This window comes from Streptomyces sp. NPDC043746 (assembly GCF_056436485.1).
Genome location: NZ_JBWKCM010000009.1, coordinates 1 through 21,708 on the forward strand (window position 1 = coordinate 1; position 21,708 = coordinate 21,708).

Annotated in this window: 23 protein-coding genes; 13 read left to right on the top strand and 10 right to left on the bottom strand. The window is 72.5% G+C overall.

Annotated elements, in window-relative coordinates:
- Positions 1–286: 286 nt before the first annotated feature.
- Together AC0682_RS12280 and AC0682_RS12285 are read right to left on the bottom strand one after the other, a co-directional pair.
- Positions 287–793: a flavin reductase family protein gene (locus tag AC0682_RS12280; protein WP_478532595.1), complete on the bottom strand. Its 507-nt coding sequence runs from the start codon at positions 791–793 to the stop codon at positions 287–289.
- Between the two features lie 196 nt (positions 794–989).
- Positions 990–1,316, bottom strand: coding sequence for a TlpA family protein disulfide reductase (locus AC0682_RS12285; RefSeq protein ID WP_478532596.1), 327 nt, complete (start codon positions 1,314–1,316; stop codon positions 990–992).
- A gap of 231 nt (positions 1,317–1,547) precedes the next feature.
- On the opposite strand from AC0682_RS12285, the gene AC0682_RS12290 reads away from it, so the two are divergent.
- A complete protein-coding gene (locus tag AC0682_RS12290) occupies positions 1,548–2,270 on the top strand; it encodes a lysophospholipid acyltransferase family protein (protein ID WP_478532597.1) in 723 nt (240 codons plus the stop codon).
- Positions 2,271–2,366: 96 nt separating this feature from the next.
- Here the strand turns inward: AC0682_RS12290 and AC0682_RS12295 are convergent, their stop codons facing one another.
- The 4 genes from AC0682_RS12295 to AC0682_RS12310 all read right to left on the bottom strand — a co-directional run bounded on the left by AC0682_RS12295 (position 2,367) and on the right by AC0682_RS12310 (position 6,297).
- Positions 2,367–2,963 carry a transglutaminase-like domain-containing protein gene (locus AC0682_RS12295; RefSeq protein ID WP_478532598.1) on the bottom strand — a complete coding sequence of 199 codons (597 nt, stop codon included), beginning with the start codon at positions 2,961–2,963 and terminating at the stop codon, positions 2,367–2,369.
- An 84-nt stretch (positions 2,964–3,047) separates the two neighbouring features.
- Positions 3,048–4,127, bottom strand: a complete 1,080-nt coding sequence (locus AC0682_RS12300) for a threonine aldolase family protein (protein ID WP_478532600.1) — start codon at positions 4,125–4,127, stop codon at positions 3,048–3,050.
- Positions 4,106–4,873: an SDR family NAD(P)-dependent oxidoreductase gene (locus tag AC0682_RS12305; RefSeq protein ID WP_478532834.1), complete on the bottom strand. Its 768-nt coding sequence runs from the start codon at positions 4,871–4,873 to the stop codon at positions 4,106–4,108. Before AC0682_RS12305 ends, AC0682_RS12300 begins: the two co-directional genes overlap by 22 nt.
- A gap of 26 nt (positions 4,874–4,899) precedes the next feature.
- Positions 4,900–6,297, bottom strand: coding sequence for a DUF6421 family protein (locus tag AC0682_RS12310; RefSeq protein ID WP_478532602.1), 1,398 nt, complete (start codon positions 6,295–6,297; stop codon positions 4,900–4,902).
- 294 nt (positions 6,298–6,591) lie between these two features.
- On the opposite strand from AC0682_RS12310, the gene AC0682_RS12315 reads away from it, so the two are divergent.
- Positions 6,592–7,275, top strand: a complete 684-nt coding sequence (locus tag AC0682_RS12315; RefSeq protein WP_478532835.1) for a glycerophosphodiester phosphodiesterase — start codon at positions 6,592–6,594, stop codon at positions 7,273–7,275.
- A 148-nt stretch (positions 7,276–7,423) separates the two neighbouring features.
- Here the strand turns inward: AC0682_RS12315 and AC0682_RS12320 are convergent, their stop codons facing one another.
- Positions 7,424–7,981 (bottom strand): GNAT family N-acetyltransferase, encoded by a 558-nt coding sequence (locus tag AC0682_RS12320; RefSeq protein WP_478532603.1) that lies wholly within the window; start codon positions 7,979–7,981, stop codon positions 7,424–7,426.
- A 232-nt stretch (positions 7,982–8,213) separates the two neighbouring features.
- Between AC0682_RS12320 and AC0682_RS12325 the strand changes: the two genes are divergently transcribed.
- The 4 genes from AC0682_RS12325 to AC0682_RS12340 all read left to right on the top strand — a co-directional run bounded on the left by AC0682_RS12325 (position 8,214) and on the right by AC0682_RS12340 (position 11,180).
- The gene (locus tag AC0682_RS12325; protein WP_478532605.1) at positions 8,214–8,858 is read left to right on the top strand and encodes a DUF5134 domain-containing protein; all 645 of its coding nucleotides are present in this window, start codon (positions 8,214–8,216) and stop codon (positions 8,856–8,858) included.
- A 97-nt stretch (positions 8,859–8,955) separates the two neighbouring features.
- Positions 8,956–9,891 carry a M56 family metallopeptidase gene (locus AC0682_RS12330; RefSeq protein WP_478532607.1) on the top strand — a complete coding sequence of 312 codons (936 nt, stop codon included), beginning with the start codon at positions 8,956–8,958 and terminating at the stop codon, positions 9,889–9,891.
- Positions 9,892–10,190: 299 nt separating this feature from the next.
- Complete coding sequence (locus AC0682_RS12335; RefSeq protein ID WP_478532609.1) at positions 10,191–10,901, top strand: phosphatase PAP2 family protein; 711 nt, start codon at positions 10,191–10,193, stop codon at positions 10,899–10,901.
- 99 nt (positions 10,902–11,000) lie between these two features.
- The gene (locus AC0682_RS12340; RefSeq protein WP_478532836.1) at positions 11,001–11,180 is read left to right on the top strand and encodes a hypothetical protein; all 180 of its coding nucleotides are present in this window, start codon (positions 11,001–11,003) and stop codon (positions 11,178–11,180) included.
- 211 nt (positions 11,181–11,391) lie between these two features.
- Here AC0682_RS12340 and AC0682_RS12345 read toward each other — a convergent pair whose 3' ends face one another.
- Positions 11,392–12,888: an LVIVD repeat-containing protein gene (locus AC0682_RS12345; RefSeq protein ID WP_478532611.1), complete on the bottom strand. Its 1,497-nt coding sequence runs from the start codon at positions 12,886–12,888 to the stop codon at positions 11,392–11,394.
- A 158-nt stretch (positions 12,889–13,046) separates the two neighbouring features.
- Here AC0682_RS12345 and AC0682_RS12350 point away from each other — a divergent pair, with 158 nt between their 5' ends.
- The gene (locus tag AC0682_RS12350; protein WP_478532613.1) at positions 13,047–13,739 is read left to right on the top strand and encodes a DUF305 domain-containing protein; all 693 of its coding nucleotides are present in this window, start codon (positions 13,047–13,049) and stop codon (positions 13,737–13,739) included.
- Between the two features lie 190 nt (positions 13,740–13,929).
- On the top strand, positions 13,930–15,309 hold the full coding sequence (locus AC0682_RS12355; protein WP_478532615.1) for an FAD-dependent oxidoreductase: 1,380 nt from the start codon (positions 13,930–13,932) through the stop codon (positions 15,307–15,309).
- A gap of 11 nt (positions 15,310–15,320) precedes the next feature.
- Here AC0682_RS12355 and AC0682_RS12360 read toward each other — a convergent pair whose 3' ends face one another.
- On the bottom strand, positions 15,321–16,049 hold the full coding sequence (locus AC0682_RS12360) for a class I SAM-dependent methyltransferase (RefSeq protein WP_478532616.1): 729 nt from the start codon (positions 16,047–16,049) through the stop codon (positions 15,321–15,323).
- A gap of 91 nt (positions 16,050–16,140) precedes the next feature.
- The gene (locus AC0682_RS12365; protein WP_478532618.1) at positions 16,141–16,587 is read right to left on the bottom strand and encodes a hypothetical protein; all 447 of its coding nucleotides are present in this window, start codon (positions 16,585–16,587) and stop codon (positions 16,141–16,143) included.
- 123 nt (positions 16,588–16,710) lie between these two features.
- Here AC0682_RS12365 and AC0682_RS12370 point away from each other — a divergent pair, with 123 nt between their 5' ends.
- The 5 genes from AC0682_RS12370 (at position 16,711) to AC0682_RS12390 (ending at position 21,537) form a co-directional block, all read left to right on the top strand.
- A complete protein-coding gene (locus AC0682_RS12370) occupies positions 16,711–17,253 on the top strand; it encodes a GNAT family N-acetyltransferase (protein WP_478532619.1) in 543 nt (180 codons plus the stop codon).
- 213 nt (positions 17,254–17,466) lie between these two features.
- Positions 17,467–18,552, top strand: coding sequence for a WD40/YVTN/BNR-like repeat-containing protein (locus tag AC0682_RS12375; protein ID WP_478532621.1), 1,086 nt, complete (start codon positions 17,467–17,469; stop codon positions 18,550–18,552).
- A 73-nt stretch (positions 18,553–18,625) separates the two neighbouring features.
- Positions 18,626–19,303, top strand: coding sequence for a uracil-DNA glycosylase (locus AC0682_RS12380; protein ID WP_478532622.1), 678 nt, complete (start codon positions 18,626–18,628; stop codon positions 19,301–19,303).
- Complete coding sequence (locus AC0682_RS12385; protein WP_478532624.1) at positions 19,300–20,472, top strand: N-acetylglucosamine kinase; 1,173 nt, start codon at positions 19,300–19,302, stop codon at positions 20,470–20,472. Before AC0682_RS12380 ends, AC0682_RS12385 begins: the two co-directional genes overlap by 4 nt.
- 141 nt (positions 20,473–20,613) lie before the next feature.
- Entirely contained in the window at positions 20,614–21,537 is a 924-nt protein-coding gene (locus AC0682_RS12390) for a sirohydrochlorin chelatase (protein WP_478532626.1), read from the top strand.
- Positions 21,538–21,708 lie beyond the last annotated feature (171 nt).

A 21,708-nucleotide genomic window follows, 5' to 3' on the forward strand; every position in this document is an offset into this window, starting at 1 on the left:
GTCAGGTCATCGGCGAAACGCCGGTCACCGGTCGCGTCGGGCACATACTTCACACAGACAACGATCCTCAAGCTCACGCCGGCTCTCCTGCCTACTGCATCGTCATTTCCGGGCTGCCTTGTTGCACGCAGCATAGGCGCCTTACAGGGCCGTTTCCGGCCGGGCCGACCGAGGCCCCGCCCGATATTACTCGCCAGTACACCCAGTCTCTTACCCCTGGGCAAGCGCTCCGCACTGTGACCTTGCCTACGACGGAATCGGTCCTGCGCGGCGCGCTCGCACGCCCTCAGTCTCGCAGAGCCGTGAACCGTCCCTGGTGGTAGACCAGCGGCCGGCCCACCCCCGCGGGGTCGCCCGCCACGGCCTCCGCGATCACGATGCGATGGTCGCCCGCCGGGACCCGGGACACGACCCGGCAGACCAGCCAGGCCGAGACGTCGGCCAGCAGCGGAACCCCTTCGGGGCCGCTGCTCCAGTCGGTGGACGGGCCGAAGCGGTCGGCGCCGCTGCGGGCGAAGGTGGCGGCCAGCTCCTGCTGGTGCTCACCGAGCAGGTGGACGCCGACGTGTTCGGCCTCGGCCAGCACCGGCCAGCTGGAGGAGGACGTCCCGACACCGAAGGAGACGAGCGGGGGCTCCGCGGCGACGGAGTTGAGCGAGGTGGCGGTGAAGCCGACCGGCCGGTCACCGGCGGCGGTGATCACCGCGACGCCCGCGGCGTGGCGGCGGAAGACGGCGCGCAGCAGCTCGGGCGAGGCCGGGAGCGCGGGGGCGAGTTCGGGTGAGGCCGTCATGGAGGGGTCCTTCTGCGAGGAGGGCATACGGGGCCGTGGTTGCTCAGGCACCCGGACAGCGCGCACTCGCGTGGCGTGCGAGGTCCACGTGGACCCGGCCGTGGAGAAGGAGTTCTGGCGGCATAGCGTCAGACTGACGATGCGTGGCGGGTGCAGTCAAGTGCGTCCCGGAATGTGGGAGATGCGTCACGGCCCGTCATATGGCCCGTCCCAGCGCCGCGACGACATCGACGGTGCGGGGCTGGCCCGAGGCGCGCCGGACCACTTCGCCCGTACTGTCGAGCACGAGGACGGTCGGGGTCCGCGTGATGTCGAGCTGCCGTACGAGCGTGAGATGCGCCTCGGCGTCGATCTCGACGTGGGCGACCCCGTCGACCATGGCGGCCACCTCCCCGAGGGTGCGGCGCGTGGCCCGGCAGGGCTGGCAGAACGCCGTGGAGAACTGCACGAGCGTCGCCCGTTCCCCCAGTTCCGCGCCGAGTTGGGCCGCGTCGAGCCGCTGCGCGGGTGTTCCGCCGTCCACGTATCGCCTCCTGGTGCTGACTCCTCCACCAGGAGTCAGCACCAGTCGGCCGCAGGACATTCCCGCAGCTCGGAGGCGACGCCCACGTGACGAGAATCTCGCCGCCCGGGCCCACCGGGACTGGTCACGGGCCCGCGCATGGGGCACCATCGCCACAATGCCGAAAACCTACGGCTGCGTAACTTCCGCCGGGAGAACCCTCCCCAGGCACTGAAGAAGGGTCTTCCCCAGATGGCAGAACTCGTCTATCGACCGGTCATCGGCGCCGCTCGCACCATGTTCAAGGCGCTCGACCTGAAGATCGACACTCAGGGTTCGGAGCACATCCCGAAGACCGGCGGCGCGGTGCTGGTCAGCAACCACATCAGCTATCTCGACTTCATCTTCACCGGCCTGGGCGCCCTGCCGCAGAAGCGGCTCGTGCGCTTCATGGCGAAGGAGTCGGTCTTCCGGCACAAGATCTCCGGTCCGCTGATGCGCGGGATGAAGCACATCCCGGTCGACCGGAACCAGGGCGAGGACGCGTACGCGCACGCGCTGCGGTCGCTGCGCTCCGGTGAGATCGTCGGCGTCTTCCCCGAGGCCACCATCTCCCAGTCCTTCACGCTGAAGAGCTTCAAGTCGGGTGCCGCGCGCCTCGCCCAGGAGGCCGGGGTCCCGCTGATCCCGATGGCGCTCTGGGGCACGCAGCGGATCTGGACCAAGGGGCGGCCGCGCAACTTCAGGCGCAGCCACATCCCGATCACCATCCGGGTCGGTGAGCCCGTGGAGGCACCCGCCGACCAGTACGCCGGGGCGATCACCCGGCGGCTGCGGGAGCGCGTGCAGGAGCTGCTGGAGGCGGCGCAGCGGGCGTACCCGGTGCGGCCGAAGGACGCGAGTGACACGTGGTGGGTGCCCGCCCACCTCGGCGGTACGGCCCCGACGCCCGCCGAGGTCCGCGAGCGCGGCTGATCCCACCCCCGCCCCTCCCCCCGGGTCTTCGGCTCTCTCTGAGACCTCGCCCCCTCGACGCAACCCGCTGAGCCCCCGGCGCGCCCCGCCGGGGGCTCAGAGCCGTTCGGGAAGCATCCGCCACAGCTCCGCGCGGTCCCGGGCGCCGCGCAGGGCGTTCAGGACGGCGGCGGGCAAGGTGGCGTGGAGCGCCGGATAGTCGATCTCGCCCAGCTCCTCCCGTACCGCCCAGGCCAGCCGCTCGGTGTCGAGCGAGAACCGCGCGTCGACGCCCGGCTTGTTGCCCCGGGGGTCCACCCGGGCCCAGCGGGCGTGGCCGGGGAGCCGGAGCGCGACCAGGCCGTGGACCAGGGGGTTCGCGCCGTCGTCGGTGAGCCGCTGGTAGCAGAGCCCGGCAGGGATGGCACGGGCCCGGAGCAGTGCGGTGAGGGCGACGGACTTGGCGTGGCAGATGCCGTTGCGGGTGGCGAGGACGTCGGAGGCGCGCCAGGTGACGCGTGGATCGCCCGAGTCGGCGGAGTGCGGAATCGTGTCCCGTACGTACACAAAGGCAGTACGGGCGTATGCGTATGCGTCGTCCGCCCTGCTCGCCAGCTCGGCTGCCACGCCCCTCACCTGCGGGTGGTCGTGGTCGATGACGTCGTCGGCGGCCAGATAGGCGGCGATGCCCGGGGTCTGCTGGATCAGCTCCATGGGTCCGGAGCGTACGGAAGCGGCCGACCGGAGATCAATTGATTTCCGGTCGGCCGCATACCCATACATCCAGTCGGGTGGTCGCTACCGCGCCATCTCTTCCTTCAGCGCCTGGAGGAAGGCGTCCACGTCGTCCTCGCGGGTGTCGAAGGAGCACATCCAGCGGACGTCGCCCGCGCTCTCGTCCCAGAAGTAGAAGCGGAAGCGCTCCTGGAGCCGCTCGCTGACCGCGTGCGGCAGCCGGGCGAAGACGGCGTTCGCCTGGACCGGGTAGAGGATCTCCACCCCGTCGACCGCCCGCACGCCCTCGGCGAGGCGCTGGGCCATGGCGTTGGCGTGCCGGGCGTTGCGCAGCCACAGGTCCTTGGCGAGCAGCGCCTCCAGCTGGACGGAGACGAAGCGCATCTTCGAGGCGAGCTGCATGGAGAGCTTGCGCAGGTGCTTCATCGCCCGGACCGCGTCGGGGTTGAGCACGACGACGGCCTCACCGAACAGGGCGCCGTTCTTCGTGCCGCCGAAGGAGAGCACGTCGACGCCGACCGTGTTGGTGAACGTCCGCATCGGCACGTCCAGGGAGGCGGCCGCGTTGGCTATCCGGGCCCCGTCGAGATGCACCTTCATGCCGCGCTCGTGGGCGTGGTCGCAGATGGCGCGGATCTCGTCGGGGGTGTAGACGGTGCCCAGCTCGGTGTTCTGGGTGATCGAGACGGCCTGCGGCATGGCCCGGTGCTCGTCGTCCCAGCCGTACGCCTGCCGGTCGATCAGCTCGGGGGTGAGCTTGCCGTCCGGCGTGGGTACGGTCAGGAGCTTGAGGCCGCCCATCCGCTCGGGCGCGCCGCCCTCGTCCACGTTGATGTGTGCGGACTCGGCGCAGATGACCGCGCCCCAGCGGTCGGTGAGCGCCTGCAGGGCCACCACGTTGGCTCCCGTGCCGTTGAAGACCGGGAAGGCCTCGGCGGTGGGGCCGAAGTGGCTGTGCATGACGCGCTGGAGGTGGCCGGTGTAGTCGTCCTCGCCGTAGGCGACCTGGTGGCCGCCGTTGGCGAGGGCGATGGCCGCGAGGACCTCGGGGTGCGCGCCGGCGTAGTTGTCGCTCGCGAACCCGCGCACGTGCGGGTCGTGGTGGCGGCGCGCGTCGGTCCTTACGGTTGCGGGGTCAGCCACAGGCGCTTTCCGTTCACTTCGAGGGCGGGCTCGTCCCAGACGCCGGCGATGGCGTCGGCCAGCTCCGTGACGTCGGTGAAGCCCGCGAACTTCGCATTCGGGCGTTCGGCGCGCATGGCGTCGTTCACCAGTGCCTTGACCACCAGGATCGCAGCAGCCGCTGCCGGGCCGTCGTCGCCCCCCGCCTTGCGGAAGGCGTCCGCGAGCGCGAGGGTCCAGGCCTCGGCGGCGGCCTTGGAGGCGGAGTAGGCGGCGTTGCCCGCGGTGGGCTTACCCGCGCCGGCGGCGCTGATCAGCAGATACCGGCCCTTGTCGCTGCGCTGGAGAGCCTCTTGGAAGGCGAGCGAGGTGGACTGGACGGTGCGGATCAGCAGCTTCTCCAGGGCCTCCCAGTCCGCGAGGCTGGTCTCCTGGAAGCTGGGACTGCCGCGCCAGCCGCCGACGAGGTGGACCAGGCCGTCGATCCGGCCGAACTCGGCCTCGGTGCGGTTGGCCCAGTCCCGGGCCGCGTCGAGGTCGAACAGGTCGACGGTCTCGCCGGTCACGGTCGCGCCGCCGTGCGCGTACCGGGCGGCGTCCACCGCCTCCGCGAGCCGCTCGGGGTTGGCGTCGCATCCGACGACGGTCGCGCCCGCCTCCGCGAGCCGCAGCAGCGTCGCGCGGCCCGCGGGCCCCGCCGCTCCGGCGACCGCGATCACAGCACCTTCGAGCACACCTGTCCCCTCGCCCTTGCCTGTTCCGTTCATGGCCACCGCCTCCTCAGGAGATGCGTTCACGCGGCTGCCTTCTCGGCGCTCGCGGCGGTAATTCCCTTGGCGGAGGCAATCACGTGCTTCAGCTTCTTGGCGAGCGCCTCATAGAACATGCTCAGGGGAAACTCGTCCGGAAGCACGTCGTCGACGAGCTTGCGAGGGGGCTGAGTGAGGTCCAGGGCGTCGGGACCCTTGGCCCAGGTGGATCCGGGGTGCGGGGCGAGGTAGGTGGAGACCAGGTCGTAGGCGGCGAACCAGTGGACCAGCTTGGGGCGGTCGATGCCGTCGCGGTAGAGCTTCTCGATCTCGGCGCAGAGCTGGTTGGTGACCTGCGGGGCACGCTCCCAGTCGATCTTCAGGGTGTTGTCGGTCCAGCGGACGACGTCGTGCTTGTGCAGGTAGGCGAAGAGGAGCTGGCCGCCGAGGCCGTCGTAGTTGCGGTTGCGGTCGCCGGTGACCGGGAAGCGGAACATCCGGTCGAAGAGGACGGCGTACTGGACGTCGCGCCCGTGGGCGTTGCCCTCGGCCTCCAGCTTCACGGCCTCCTTGAAGGCGGTGAGGTCGCAGCGCAGCTCCTCCAGGCCGTACATCCAGAACGGCTGGCGCTGCTTGATCATGAACGGGTCGAACGGCAGGTCGCCGTGGCTGTGGGTGCGGTCGTGGACCATGTCCCACAGGACGAAGGCCTGCTCGCAGCGGGTCTGGTCGCCGATCATCTCGCGGATGTCCTCGGGCAGCTCCAGGCCGAGCAGCTCGACGGAGGCCTCGGTGACGCGGCGGAAGCGGGCGGCCTCGCGGTCGCAGAAGATGCCGCCCCAGCTGAAGCGCTCGGGGGCCTCGCGCACGGCGATGGTCTCGGGGAAGAGGACCGCGGAGTTGGTGTCGTAGCCGGCGGTGAAGTCCTCGAAGGTGATCCCGCAGAAGAGCGGGTTGTCGTAACGGGTGGCCTCCAGGTCGGCGAGCCACTCGGGCCAGACCATCTTCAGCACGACCGCTTCGAAGTTGCGGTCCGGGTTGCCGTTCTGCGTGTACATGGGGAAGACGACCAGGTGCTGGAGGCCGTCGACCCGGTTCTGCGCGGGCTGGAAGGCGAGCAGCGAGTCCAGGAAGTCCGGTACGCGGAAGCCGTCGGCGGCCCAGCGGCGCAGGTCGGTGACGAGCGCGCGGTGGTAGGCGGCGTCGTGCGGCAGCAGCGGGGACAGCTCCTCCACCGCGCCGATCACGCGCTCTAGGACGCGCTCGACATCGGCCGGGGACGGCGCGCCCTCGGCCTCGAAGTCGATGGAGCCGTCCTTGGACTGCCACGGGCGAAGCTCCTCGACGGCATCCCTGAGCGCGGGCCACGCCGGGTGCTCGACCACCCGCGGGGCAGTAGCTATCGCGCCTTCGGCGGCATCGTGCACAAGAATTTCCGTCATAACACTTCCTCCACGGGAGAACCTCGCGTGCTGTCACCGTAGCCGCGCCGGGTTACTTCACACAAGTGAAGACCCGAAAATTATCCTGCCGACCCCCTATGGTCACCGCTGTTTTTCCTGTCGCATGCCGGATAGGCGGACAGTTCCCACTGCCCTCCCTCCCTCCGGCCCATCGGGCCCGCACGGCGGCAGACATCCATGGCCCCGGCCGCTACCCTCACCGGTGCCGTCTTGCCGTATCTCCTTGCGGGCACGAGCAGTTGGCGGGCAGCCGCCGACGGGAACGAGGTCGCCTTGTCATTTCTCACCCTGGGCCATCGCGGCGTGATGGGCGTCGAGCCCGAGAACACCCTGCGCTCCTTCGTCCGCGCGGAAGAGGCGGGGATGGACGTCATCGAGCTGGATCTCCACCTGAGCAGGGACGGCGCGCTCGCCGTGATGCACGACGCGGACGTGGACCGCACGACCGACGGCACCGGGCCCATCGCGGGCAAGACCCTGGCGGAGCTGCGGGCGCTCGACGCCGGGCATGGCGAACGGGTCCCGGTCTTCGAGGAGGTCCTGGACGCGGTGAGATCCCCGCTCCAGGCCGAGATCAAGGACGTGGCGGCGGCCCGCGCGCTGGCGGAGGTGCTCCTGGCCCGGGACCTGGTGGACCGGGTGGAGGTCTCCTCGTTCCACGACGAGGCCGTCGTGGAGATCGCCCGGCTGGTGCCGGGGGTACGGACGGTCCTCGTCGCCAGCCACTGGAGCGGGGACATCGTGGAGCGGGCGAAGGCGGCGGGCGCCCAGAGCCTGGCGCTGAACATCCGCCGGCTGACCCTGGAGGTGGTGGAGCTGGCGCACGCGGAGGGGGTCAAGGTGATCGGCTGGGTGGTGAACACCCAGGACCACCTGCGCCTCGCCCGGGCCCTGGAGCTCGACGGCGTCACCACGGACTTCCCCGAGATCCGCCGCACAGGCCGCTTCACGGCCTGAAGCCGGGGGCGGGGACCGGGACCGGAGACAGTAGGCCTGGGGACCGGAACCGGGACCGTAGGCCTGGGGCCGGAACCTGGGGGCCTGGGGGCCTGCGAAACCCCGGGGGGCTCGGGGTCGCGGAGACCGGAAGGCCGGGCCCGGGTTTCTAGAGGGCTTCGATGTTCTTGACCAGAAGCTCGAAGGCCAGGTCGTCCCGCTGCGGGATGCCGAAGCGCTCGTCGCCGTACGGGAACGGCGTGAGCTGCCCCGTACGCCGGTAGCCGCGCCGCTCGTACCAGGCGATCAGCTCCTCGCGCACCGAGATCACCGTCATGTGCATCTCGCGCACCCCCCAGCTCTCCCGGGCCGTGCGCTCCGCCTCCGCGATGATCACCTTGCCGAGGCCGCCGCCCTGGGCCCCGGGGCGGACCGCGAACATCCCGAAGTACGCCGCCTGACCGCGGTGCTCCAGCTGGCAGCAGGCGATCAGCTCGCCGTCGCGCTCGACCGCCAGCAGCCGGCTCGCGGGGGCGCCGATGACCGCGCGCACGCCCTGCTCGTCCGTCCGCTGCCCCTCCAGGAGGTCGGCCTCCGTGGTCCAGCCGGTGCGGCTGGAGTCGCCCCGGTAGGCGGACTCGATGAGCGCCACCAGCGCCGGGGCGTCCGCGTCGGTCGCGTCGCGGAAGGCCAGGCGTGCCGAGCCGGGGGGCGTGGCGGTGTCCATGGGGAACGCTCCGTTCTGCTGCTGTCTGCGTGGCGTGCGTACGTGCGGGTCGAGAGTAACGCGACCCGGAGCGCCCCTCATGGGCCTCGGCGCACCCCCTTCACGCCCCCACGCGCCGGGTTCGGCGGTCCGGGCCTGGGCATCGACCAGAACGGTGCCGTACGCCGTCGCGCGCGGCGGCGTCGCCGTGTGTCACCGCACAGGGCCGTACGTCCGAAGGGGGAGGTTCGCCGTGCACGGAGGGGTCGCGGCCGCCTGGCTGATGGTGGCGTTGTGCGCGGTGAGCGGCGCCTACTGCCTGCTGCGCACCCGCACCGGCACCCCGCAGGAGCGCAGAGCCGCGCGCGGCGAGGCGCTGATGGGCTTCGGCATGGCGGCGATGGCCCTCCCCTCCGCGGTGCTGACGCCTCCGGAGTGGGGCTGGGCGGTGTACGGGGTGGTGTTCGGGGCCGCGGCGCTGCGGGCGGTCCGGTGGGCCCGGCGCGATGGCCACCACCTCCACCACCTGGTGGGCTCGCTGGCGATGGTCTACATGGCCGTGGCGATGGCACCGGGAGCGGCGGGCGCGGGCGGGCACGCCGGGCACGGGACGGCCGGGGGCGGCGACGCGGGAGGCGCGGGGGGCCTCCCCCTGCTCACGGGGGTGCTGCTCGCCTACTTCGCGCTGTACGTGCTGCGCTCGGCCGGGCACCTCATACCCGCGGGGGCGGCCGTGTCCGGCTTCGCGGGCGGGAGCGCCGAGGGGCTCGCCCGGCGCGGCGCCGGAGGCGGTCCGGGCGGTGTCCCGGGGGGCCCGGCCGACGGGGGCACCGAGCTGACGGCGGCCTGCCGCCTCACGATGGGCCTCGCCATGTTCGCCATGCTTCTCACCCTGTGAGACGGATCGTGGGACAGGGGCCTGCTCAACCGTGGTCTGCGTCACTTGCCGGGCGCAGCCGTACCCGTGGGTCGCCCGCCCCTCATAGGCTGACGTCATGCTGGTCTCCCTCGCGCTGCTGCTGCTCGGTGCACTGACCGCTCTGGTGGCCCCGCGCCTGATGGCCCGGGCCCGGTGGCCCGAGCGGGAGCCGGTGGTGGCGCTGTGGGTGTGGCAGTGCGTGGTGGCCGGGGTGCTCGTCTCGTTCGCGCTCTCCATGACGTTCAGTGCGGCCGCCGCCTGGCAGGCGGTGCGCGGCCACGTCTTCGCTCCCGCCCCGCACGCGGTGGTCGAGGCGTATGCCCTGGCCGCCTACGGGCCCTGGTCGGCGGTGATCGCGGTGCTGCTGGCGCTGGGCGGCCTGTGGAGCGGCGCGATGCTCCTGCGGGAGATCCGGCGGGCGCGGCGGCGCCGCAAGCAGCGCAGGGCCGAACTGCTGTTCCGCGCCCCGCTGATGCCGGGCGAGGAGCTCGGTGCCGACCGTCTCGTGGTGCTGGAGGGCGCGCGTCCGGATGCCTGGTGGCTGCCCGGCGGGGCGCCCCAACTGGTCATCACCACGGCGGCGCTCGGCCGGCTGAAGGGACGCCAGCTCGATGCCGTGCTCGCCCATGAGCAGGGTCACGCGCAGGCCCGCCACGACTGGCTGCTGCACTGCTCGTCGGCGCTGGCCAACGGCTTCCCGCAGATCCCGGTGTTCGCCGCGTTCCGCGACGAGATGCACCGGCTGGTGGAGCTCGCCGCCGACGACGTGGCCTCGCGCCGCTTCGGCCGGCTCACGACCGCGCTCGCCCTGGTCGGCCTCAACGAGGACCGCGGGGTCTTCGGCCCCTGCCCCACCCCGGACGCCCAAGTGCCGCTGCGGGTCAACCGGTTGCTGGCGCCGGTCGACCGGCTGACGGCGGGCCACCGGCTGCGGCTGACGGCGGCGGCCGCACTGGTTCCGGTCGTCCCGGTCGTGGTCGCGTTCGTGCCGGGGCTCCGCGCCCTGGGCTGAGGGCCCGGGGAGGCCTGAGGTCCGGAGGCCTGAGGCTCCGTCGACTGGGGGCCCGGGACGAAGGGGCGTCCGGGGCCCGGTGTTCAGCGGCGCCCGGGCCCTGATGCGGGTGTACGGCGGCGGACCGGGGCCGTACGCGCCCCTCCGCCGACCGGCGGAACGCGCCGCTCCCTCTGACCGGCCCGGCCTGCCCGCGCGCCGCCGGACCTGGCCGCCCCGGTCCGGCATGCGGACACCGGATCGGCCACGCGCGTGCCCCGCGTTGGCCATGCGGCGATGGCGTCCGCGAGGATCGGACCATGCACTCCCCCCGCATCACCCGGCCTGCCCCTTCCCCCCGCCCCACGGCCGCCCTGGCCGTCGGGATCGCGGGCACTGCCCTGTTCGTGGCGCTGCTCGTCCTGGTGGTGGCGCAGTGGTCCCCGCTGACGGCCCTCGACCGTACGGTCGCCGACGGCCTGCACCGGTACGCGGTGGCCGACCCCGGACTGGTCCGGGTCAACCAGGTGCTGACGGACTGGTTCTGGGACCCCTGGACGATGCGGGCGCTGGTCGCGGTGGCCGTGGTGGCCCTGTGGTGGCGCGGTGCCCGGCGGCTCGCCCTGTGGGTGGCCGGGGCCAGTCTGCTCGGCTCGCTCCTCCAGCAGGGCGTGAAGACGGCCGTGGACCGTGACCGCCCGCGCTGGCCGGAGCCGGTGGACACGGCCCACTTCTCGGCCTTCCCCTCCGGACACGCCATGACGGCGGTGGTGAGCTGCGGGCTGCTCCTGTGGGTGCTGCGGCTCTACGGGGCAGGCCCGATGCTGTGGGCCGGTGCGGTGGGCACGGCGGTGGTCTCGGTGGCCGGCGTCGCGGTGACCCGGCTGTATCTGGGGGTGCACTGGCTGTCCGATGTGGTGGGCGGGGCGCTGCTGGGCGTCGCTGTGGTGGCGTTCGCCGTCGCCGGATACGCGTGGAGGGCGGGTCGGCGGGCGGCGGAGCCTGTCCCCCCTCCAGGGCTTGGAGTGTGACCGATATCCCGCCCCGAAACCCCGCTGTGTGAGGGATATCCCGTCCCGCGAGGGGTCGTACCGTCGGATCGGGGCCGTAGCCTTGTATCCATGTCCCCGATGTCGCCGTCGTCCGTTTCCCAGCGCTCCGCCACCGAAGTCAACGCGGACATCCGCGGGCTGTGGCAGCGCTCGGGCGGCTACCTGTCCCCGCAGGACGAGGCGGAGTACCAGCGTCTGCTGGTGGAGTGGGCCGCCGCGACCGGCGCCGGCGCCCGTAACGCCCGAAGCGGCGTCTGAGCCCTCGCCCGCAGCCGTATCCCCGCGAGCGCGCCTGACTCCGGCGATCCCCCGCGTCGCCGGATCCAGGCGCGGCCTACAGCATGTCCCGGCGTCGGCTCATCGGTCAATGAATAATCTGCGCCGCCCCCGCATACACACGCACGGACGGGGCCTGTAGGTGCCCGCCCCGTCCGTGCGTGCTCGGCAAAGAACACGACCTGCCGTCGGATCAGCGGCCGAAGTAGTCCGGCTGCGTCTGCACGTTCAGCTCGTCGAGCTCGACCCGGTCGGCCGGGTCGGTGCGCTTGTCCGTCAGCTTCAGCACGTCCAGGCCCTTGGCGATGTCGCTGGAGTAGATGTGGCCGTTGTAGTAGTACGCCGACCAGGGGCCGGCCGTGGTGACCTGACCGAGTGTGACCGGGCCGCGCTCGAAGAAGGCGATCTCCTTCGGCTCGGAGGAGTCGGTGAAGTCCCAGACGGAGACGCCGCCCTGGTACCAGGCCTGGACCATCAGGTCGCGGCCCTTCACCGGGATGAGCGAGCCGTTGTGGGCCACGCAGACCTCGACATCGGCCTGGTGACGGTCGATCTTGAAGTAGCTGCGGAAGACCAGCTTGCGGTGGTCGCCCTTGCCCACGATGTCGTAGATGCCGTTGGCACCCCGCTTCGGCCCGATCTCCTCGTTGCAGGTGGCCGCGCCACCGCCGCCGAGCTCGTCGGTGAAGACGACCTTCTTCGCTCCCTGGTTGAAGGTGGCCGAGTGCCAGAACGCGAAGTTCACGTTGTCCTGGACCCGGTCGATGATCTTCGGGCGCTCCGGGTTCTCGATGGAGAACAGGATGCCGTCACCCATGCAGGCACCGGCCGCGAGGTCCTGGGACGGCAGGACCGTGATGTCGTGGCAGCCCGACGTCCTGGAGACGCCCGGGTTCTCCGGCGCTCCCGGGTTGCCGCCGTCCGGGAAGAGGACCGAGAAGTCCACGAGACGGGCCTTCTGCGGCGCCTTGAGCGGCACCTTGATGATGGAGATGCCGTCGTGCGGCGGTTGGCAGTCGGGGAACGCCTCGTTGGGGCCGTAGGAGGAGACGTAGATGTAGATGTTCCGCTTCTTCTTGTCCGGCACGAGGGTGTGCGTGTGCGAGCCGCAGGCGGTCTCGACGGCCGCGATGTACCGGGGGTGGCGCTTGTCGCTGATGTCGAAGATCTTCATGCCCTCCCAGGAGGACTTCTCCGTGGCGGGCTGGGTGGTGCTGGAGCAGGAGTCGTCGCTGCGCGAGGAGTCGGTGGAGAGGAACAGCAGGTTCCCGGAGACCGAGATGTCGTTCTGCGAGCCGGGGCAGAGCACCTCGGAGACGGTCCTGGGCTTCTTCGGGTTGCTGATGTCGTAGATGACGAAGCCGTCGTAGTTGCCGACGTAGGCGTGCTTGCCCTGGAACGCGAGGTCCGTGTTGGTGCCCTTCAGTGCTCCCTTCGGGACGTTCGCCAGGTGCTTGATGTTGGAGCTGTGGACGATCTCGTCCACGCCCGGTATGTCACCGGCGCGGATGGCGGCGCGGGCCTCGGCCTGCTGACTGGTCGTCAGGGAGCCGTGGTCGAGCGGGGCGTCGCCCGGGTCGGGTGTCGCCGCCGCGGGGGCGGCCGTCAGCAGCGCGGCGAACAGCCCGGCGGCGGCTGCCGCCACGCCCAGACGTCTGCGCCGCACGCGGGTGGTGTGCAACGGGATCACTGCGTCCTCCCTTGTGTCCGTTCGGGGTTCGAACGGTTCGGACCCCGGCAGTATCGTCCCCTCCATGTACACATCAACAGAGGGCGACAGAGACGCAGTGAAGTTTTCGATCTTCGCCCCCGAGGAAGCGTGCCAGGAACGGTCCGCAACACACCCATGTGGCACAGGAGGTCGCCGTGTTGATCCATCGCCCGTCCGCCCGGCCGCGCACCACCGCCCTCGCAGCGGCGGCGGTCGCCGCCGTCCTCGCCCTGGGCGGCTGTGACGACGACCGCGACGCCGCGGAACCTGCCGCGGGAAAGGACGCAGGTCCGGGGGTGGTGGCCCCCGGCAGACCGGGCGAGCCCGCCCGGACGCTCACCGCCGAGGAGGCGGCGAAGGAGGCGAGCAGGGACACCGCGAACTCCGCCGACTTCCGTTACGCGCAGATGATGATCGAGCACCACGCCCAGGCCCTCGTGATGACCGAACTCGTCCCGGAACGTGCCTCGTCCACCGCCGTGAAGAGCATCGCCGAGCGCATATCCGCAGGCCAGAAACCGGAGATCGGCGCGATGGAAGGTTGGCTCAAAAGGAACGGCGCCGAGGACCGTAAACAGCCGGAGCACCACGACCACGCCGGGATGCCCGGCATGGCGACCGCGGAGCAGCTGAAGGAGTTGCGCGCGGCGCGGGGCAAGGCCTTCGACCGGCTCTTCCTGGAGCTGATGATCACCCATCACCAGGGGGCGATCACCATGGCCACGGAGGCGCTCTCCGAGGGGAACGACGTGTTCGTCGAGGAGATGGCGAGCGATGTCGTCGCCTCGCAGACGGTGGAGATCAACCGGATGCGCGGGCTGATGACCTGACCGCGGGGCCGCTGGGTGGCGGACGTCGGTGCCGGGGCCGGGCAGCCTACGTCGACGCAGACGCCACGCAGTACGTGGTTCGGTCGTCGGCGCGGGCCCTGTGCGGCGTATGCCGGTGCCGACGGGGCGCGCAGCACGCGATCTGCTCGTCGGTGCGATGCTGGAGGCATCCTCCGGGAAGAGGTGCGCCGTGCTCCGAGTCGCCGTCGTCGGTTCCGGTCCCAGCGGGGTCTACACCGCCCAGGCCCTGCTGAGCCAGTCGGTCGTGCCCGAGGTCCGTGTCCATGTCCTGGACCGGCTGCCCACCCCGTACGGCCTCGTGCGGTACGGGGTCGCGCCCGACCACGAGAAGATCAAGTCGCTCCAGAACAGCCTGCGTGCGGTCCTGGAGGACGAGCGGGTCACCTTCGTCGGCCATGTGCAGATCGGCGGGGCGGACGGTGTCCCCCCTGCCGCTCTCGCGGAGCTGTACCACGCGGTCGTGTACTGCGTGGGGGCCGCCGCCGACCGCCCGCTGGCGGTGCCGGGCGAGGAGCTGCCGGGGAGCTGCTCCGCCACCCGGTTCGTCTCCTGGTACAGCGCGCATCCGGACTCGGCCCCCGACGACTTCGTCCTGCGGGCCCGCTCGGCCGTGGTCATCGGGGTCGGCAACGTGGCGGTCGACGTGGCCCGGATCCTGGCGCGCGGCGCCGACGAGCTGCGTGCCACCGACGTTCCCCGGGCCGCGCTCGGGACGCTCGCGGGCAGCCGGGTGCGTGAGGTTCACATCGTGGGGAGGCGCGGCCCCTCCCAGGCCCGGTTCACCACCAAGGAGCTGCGGGAGCTGGGCGCGCTGCCCGGCGCCCGGATCGTCGTCGACCCGGCCGAGCTGGCGCGGGACCCGGCGTACGCGGCCCCGGACGGGCTGCCGCTGCCCGCGGTGGTCCGCCGGAACCTGGAGGTGCTGCGGGGCTGGGCGGCGCAGGGAGAGCCCGCGCCGTCCGGGACGGTCGCCGACGGCGTGCGCCGGATCCGGCTGCGGTTCTTCCTGCGCCCCGTCGAGCTGCTGGAGCGCGGGGGCAGGGTGGCCGGGGTGCGGTTCGCCCGTACGGTCCCGGACGGCGCCGGGGGCGTCCAGGACACGGGCGCATACGAGGACATCGAGGCCCAGCTCGTGCTGCGGGCGGTCGGCTACCGGGGCGTGGAGCTGCCCGGGCTGCCCTTCGACCCGGTGCGCGGGACGGTGCCGCACACGGCGGGGCGGGTGCTGCGGGACGGGGTGCCCTCGCCCGGGGAGTACGTCGCCGGGTGGATCAAGCGCGGACCGACCGGGGTCATCGGGTCGAACCGGTCCTGCGCCAAGGAGACCGTCGCCTCGCTGATCGAGGACGCCGCCCTGCTCGCCCGGCGGCCCGCCGCCGACGACCCGCTGGCCGTGCTGCGGGCGTGGGGGCAGCAGCCGGTGGAGTGGGACGGCTGGCTCTCGATCGAGCGGGCGGAGGAGGCCCTGGGGCGTTCGCTGGGGCGGGGGCCGGTGAAGATCCCCGACTGGTCCGGGCTGCTGGCGGCGGCCCGGGGCGACGAACGCTGAGCGCCCCGGTCTCACTCGCGGGTCGCCACCACGAGGCGGGCGCGCGGGGAGCCGTCGGGGCGCTGCCCCAGATCGGTCAAGGCCCTCAACTCCACGGTGAACCCGGCGTCGGTGAGGTCGTCGAGCACGTCGGAGAGCCGGAACGTGCGGTAGTACATGATGAACTTCGGGCGCCACACAGCGTTGCGCACCCGCATCGCCGCGTCGAAGCCGAGGAGCGACCAGTAGGCGCGCGACCCCACGGCGGGCGGGGCGCCGATCGGGAAGACGAACCGGCCGCCCGGCCGGAGCGACCCGTACACCTCCGCGAAGAGCCCGAAGCGGTCGGCAGGCAGGAAATGGCCGAACGCGCCGATGCTCAGGGCGAGATCGAAGGCCGGGGCGAACGGGAGGGCCAAGGCGTCGGCCCGTACCCAGTCGACCGCCGGTCCGCCCTCTCCCGGCGGCAGCGCCGCACGGGCCTCGGCCAGCATGCCCGCACTGAAGTCGACCCCGACCACCCGCTCACGGCACACCTGCCGCAGCACGCCCACGCCCGCGCCGGTCCCGCAGCAGACGTCGAGGCCGGTGCCGAAGGAGCCCAGCGGCTCCAACGCCCGGGTGACGCTGTCGAGTACACGGTCCGGGGTCCGGTAGGGCGTCTGGTCGAACTTGGGAGCGAGGAGGTCGTAGCCGCGCTCGGTCGACGAGAGCGCCTGGACGGCCAGTTCGCGGAGGGTAGGGCCCTGTTTGGTGAACATCGCGGCCAGCCTATCGAGGGCGGGAGCGGGCCGGAGGCCGAAGCCGTCGCTCCCGGCTCCCCGCCGGCGGGCGGACCTGCGGCCGAGCGGGTCAGCGCGGACCGGGAAGCCGACGCCTGAGGGTGATCGCGGTGTTGACGTCGTAACTCTGGGTCCAGGTGCGGCCCTCGACGGACTTCCAGGTGATGTGGACCGTGGAGCCGTCGGTCCGCACGCCGTCCACGGTCATGGAGCGCTCCCCCTGCCGTACGTCACCGCGGCGCAGTTCGTCCGCCCGGACGGTGACGGTCTCCTCGCCGACCGCGTTCTCCGCCTCCTCGGCCGCCCCGACCAGCGCGGCGGCCAGCTCACGGGCCGCCGCCGGGGTACACGACCAGCGCAGCTCGCCCGTCGGCGGCGTTGGCGTTGGCGTTGGCGTTGGCGACAGTGTTACGGAGACACGGGTGTCAGCCCCGGTCTCGCACGGGACCACCGCGACCTCCACCGCCACCGGTCCCTCGTGACCGTGGGCATCCGTGGACCTTCTGCCTGCCGTCATCGCCCGCTCCCTAGTCTGTGTGTGCCGCTCCAGCATCGCAGCCGCGCCGGAGATCCCCGAACCGGCCGTGACCAGGGGAATCCAGTTGTGCGGGCATCGGCCCTGACCGTAGCTTCACCGTCCATGAACCCCTTGCTGCGCACCGATCGCCTCCTGCTCACCCCGTACACGCCCGCCGACGAGGAGGAGTTCGTCGCCCTCTTCCAGGACGTCCGGGTCTCCCGGTGGATGGGCGACGGGCCCTCCACGGAGGCCGAGGAACGGGCACTCTTCGGCCGGATCTTCACCACGGTCTACGCCGAGAGCCGCTTCGAGGTCTGGGCGGTCAGGATCGACGGCCAACTCGCCGGGCACGCCGAGATCAAGCCGACCGAGGCGTCCGGCGGCCACGAGATCATCTACGCCCTGGCGCCCTCGGCCTGGGGCCGTGGCCTCGGTGCGGAGCTGGCGCTCGCCCTCCTCTGGCACGGTTTCACCACTCTCGGGCTGACGGAGGTGCACGCGACCGTGGCCGCCGAGAACGCCGCCTCCCTGGCGGTGCTGGGCCGGATCGGGTTCGAGCACGTCAGGGACATCCAGGAGGACGACGGCAGCACGACACGCCTGCTGACGTGCTTCCGGGCGTCCGCGCCCGCCGAGCGTGCGGCGCTCGCTCGGACCCGGTAGCGGCGCTCGCTCGGACCTGGTAGCGGCGCGGGCTCGGACCCGGTAGACGTCCGGCCCGCCGCGCCGCGGGTCTCCGGGTCGGCGAGGAGGGCGGGCGGCAAGGCATCCGGAGGCCGGTGGCCGGGCGTGCCGGGCGCGTGCGCGAGCCACTGTCAGTGGTCGGGTGCAGACTGGCTCACATCCGGCACAACGGCGTTTCGGGAGGTCTCGACCATGACTGACGTACTGCTCACCGTGGGCACCCGCAAGGGTCTCTTCATCGGCCGCAGGCACGAGGGGGACTGGAAGATCGAAGGGCCGCATTTCAACGCGCAGGCGATCTACTCGGTGGCCGTCGACACCCGTGGGGACACGCCCCGGCTGCTGGCGGGCGGCGACAGCGCGCACTGGGGGCCGTCCGTCTTCCACTCCGACGATCTGGGCGAGAGCTGGGTCGAGCCGCAGCGCCCCGCGGTGAAGTTCCCCGAGTTCACCGGGGCCTCACTGGAGCGGGTCTGGCAGCTGCAGCCGGCCGGCCCCGAGGCGCCGGACGTGGTCTACGCGGGCACCGAGCCGGCCGCACTGTTCCGCTCCGAGGACCGGGGCGAGTCGTTCGAGCTGGTCCGCCCGCTCTGGGAGCACCCGAGCCGGTCGAAGTGGGTGCCGGGCGGTGGCGGGGAGGGGCTGCACACCATCCTCACCGACCGCCGGGACCCCCGTGCGGTGACGGTCGCGGTCTCGGCGGCGGGCGTGTTCCGGACGGAGGACGGCGGGGCGAGCTGGGCCCCGGCGAACAAGGGCGTCTCCGCGGTCTTCCTGCCGGATCCGGACCCGGAGTTCGGCCAGTGCGTCCACAAGGTCACCCGGGACGCGGCCGACCCGGACCGCCTCTACCTCCAGAACCACTGGGGCGTCTTCCGCAGCGACGACGGGGGTGGCAGCTGGAGCGACATCGGTGGGGGCCTGCCCTCCGACTTCGGGTTCGCGGCCGCGGCACATCCGCACCGGGGCGACACCGCGTATGTCTTCCCGATCAACGCCGACGCCGACCGGGTGCCCGCTGAGCACCGCTGCCGCGTCTTCCGCACCCGCGACGCGGGGCGCACCTGGGAGCCGCTGACGGCGGGCCTGCCGGGTGGAGCGCACTACGGCACGGTGCTGCGGGACGCGCTCTGCACGGACGACGCGGACCCGGCGGGCATCTACTTCGGCAATCGCAACGGGGAGTTGTACGCGAGCGCGGACGACGGCGACAGCTGGCAGCAGCTCGCCTCGCATCTGCCGGACGTGCTCTGTGTCCGGGCGGTGACCCTGGCCTGAGGCCGGTGCGGGGCAGGGGCCTCGGCCGACGGCAGTTGATCGGAGTGGTCGTATCACCAGTAGAGTGCGGCGCGTGGCAGCACGACCGTTGAAAGACATCATTGAGCCGGGGTGGGCCGATGCCCTCGAACCCGTGGCCGAACGCATCGCCGCTATGGGCGACTTCCTCCGCGCGGAGATCGCAGCGGGCCGTACGTACCTGCCTTCCGGGGCCAACGTACTGCGGGCGTTCCAGCAGCCGTTCGAGGAGGTGCGGGTCCTCGTCGTCGGGCAGGACCCCTACCCCACCCCCGGGCACGCGATCGGGCTGAGCTTCGCCGTGGCCCCCGACGTCCGGCCGCTGCCGGGCAGCCTGGAGAACATCTTCCGGGAGCTGAACGCGGACCTCGGCCTGCCGCGCCCGTCCAACGGTGATCTGACGCCGTGGACCGAGCAGGGGGTGCTGCTGCTCAACAGGGCGCTGACCACCGCGCCGAGACGGCCCGCCGCCCACCGGGGCAAGGGCTGGGAAGAGGTGACCGAGCAGGCGATCAAGGCGCTGGTGGCCCGCGGCACCCCGCTGGTGTCGGTCCTGTGGGGGCGTGACGCCCGCAATCTCCGCCCGCAGCTGGGCGACTTCCCGGCGATCGAGTCGGCGCACCCCTCGCCCATGTCGGCCGACCGCGGGTTCTTCGGCTCGCGGCCGTTCAGCCGCGTCAACGAACTGCTGGAGCGCCAGGGGGCGCAGCCGGTCGACTGGCGCCTGCCGTGACGGACACTCCGCCCCCGGCGATCTCCCCCGACGCGTATGTCCTGGGGGTCGACTCCGGTGGGTCGGGGCTGCGGGTGGCGCTCGGCCGGGCGGACGCGGACGGGCCGCTCTCCACAGCCGTCTGCGCCGAGCCGGTGCGGACGGGGGCGGGTGGGATCGACGCCGCCCATCTGCTGGAGCAACTGCTGCCGGTGACGGCGGAGTTGCTGGAGCGCGCAGCGGCCGACGGCGGCCGTTCGGAGAACGGCCGCGCCGGAAACGGGTCTACGGCATCCGGTCTTACGGGAGACGGCCCCGCGCAGGTCGTCGCGCTGGCGGTCGGGGCGGCCGGGATGGCCACGCTCGGCGGGCGGTTGCGGGCGGAGCTGCCCGGGGCCCTCGCGGCGGCGCTGGGCGTCCGTCGGCTGGCGCTGGCGGCGGACGCGGTGACGGCGTACGCGGGAGCGGTGGGGCAGCGACCCGGGGCCGTCGTGGCGGGCGGCACGGGCATGATCGCCCTCGGTACGGACCTCACCGGGTGGCAGCGGGCCGACGGCTGGGGTCATCTTCTGGGTGACAACGGCAGCGGTGCGTGGATCGGTCGCGCGGGGCTCGAAGCGGCGCTGCGGGCCCATGACGGCCGGCGCGGTGGTTCCCCCGCCCTGCTGGCCCGGCTGCGGGCGGTGTTCGGCCCCGCCGAGGAGCTGCCGGGGCTGCTCTACCCGCGCTCCGACCGCCCGGCGGTGCTCGCCTCGTTCGCCCCGGAGGTGGCGGCGTGCGCCGGAGCGGACGAGGTCGCGGCGGGCATTCTGCGGACGGCGGGCGCCCATATCGCCGAAGCGGCGGCGGCCGTCTGCCCGCCGGACCGCCCCGAGGCCGACGGCGGGTACGAAGTGGCCCTGACCGGTGGGCTGTTCCGGATGGGCGAGCTCCTGATCGGGTCCGTGCGCGAGGAGCTGGCACGGCTGGTTCCGCGGGCCCGTGTGACCACCGGTGCGGGCGATCCACTGACCGGCGCACTCCGGATCGCACGCGCTCTGGCGACGGACGACCTGCGGCTGCCGCACCACCCCACGATGCTGTCCGTGCAGGGCGTACGGACCGGAAGTACCCCTTCCGGACGCGCGGCGGCGACGGTGCCGGACGGGGAGCCGGGATCCGACGACGTACCGGCGCACGGGGCCGCGTAGGGGGCGACGCGAGGGAACGGACAGGGCGACAGACGCGGACACTTCGCCGGTAGGCCACTCATCGGACATAAGCGGATAGTTGACGCTCGACCGGACCCTCCCCGAACAGAGGGCCAGCCAAAACCAGTAGCATGCGGCGCCATGAGCACCCCCACTGGGCCCGCTTCCGGCCTGCCTGTACGAATGCCGCGACCTCGCCAGTCCGGACGGCACCGCCGCCCGGAGCCGGTGGTCGCACCCGAGGGCGCTGCCGCGCTCGTTCTCGCCGTTCCCGGTACCCCCTCCTCGGCCACGCGCACGCTGGCCGAAGAGGTGATCAGCATCGCCCGTTCCGAGCTGCCCGGCCTCAACGCCCGGATCGGCTATCTCGACGGCGACGACGCCGAGTACCCCGCGCTCTCCTCCGTCCTCGCCCACACCGCGGCCGAGCGCGTCGCACGCTACGAGCAGGCCGTCGCGGCCGGCCGCGAGGTCGCCGAGCCGACCGGGCCGGCCGCCGTCGTGGTCCCGCTGCTGGCGGGTCCCGACAGTGAGCTGATCCGGCGGATACGGCAGGCCGTGATGGACAGCGGTACGCAGGTGGAGCTGACCGACGTGCTCGGTCCGCACCCGCTGCTCGCCGAGGCCCTCCACGTACGGCTGTCGGAGGCCGGTCTCGCCCGGGCCGACCGGGCCCGGCTGTTCACCGTGGCCACCGCCGCCGACGGCATCGTGCTGGCCACGGTGGGCGGCGAGGAGGCCGTGCGGGCCGCAGGGATCACCGGCATGCTGCTGGCCGCCCGGCTCGCCGTGCCCGTGATGGCCGCCGCGCTGGACGTGGAGGGTTCCGTCGCCTCGATCGCGGAGCAGCTCCAGGGCTCCGGCTCCGCGCAGCTCGCGCTGGCGCCGTACCTGGTGGGCCCGGAGGTGGACCCCGGTCTGCTGGACGCCGCCGCCAAGGAGGCGGGCTGCGCGACCGCCGAGCCGCTGGGCGCCTACCCGGCGATCGGCAAGCTCGTGCTCTCCCTGTACGCCACGGCTCTCGGCATCACGCCCGCGACGCCGCAAGGCGCCCAGGCGCACTGACCCGGGTCCATCGACCCGGTTCCCACGGAGGCGGCACAGACGTACGGAAGCCGTGGTGGGGGGGGGGGGGGGGGGTCTGGTGTGGGGCGAAGGGTTTTTGTGTTTCGTTGTGGTGTTCCCCATTCGCGGGGCACGCCACGAGAGGGGGAGAGGAAACCTCCCACGAAACCA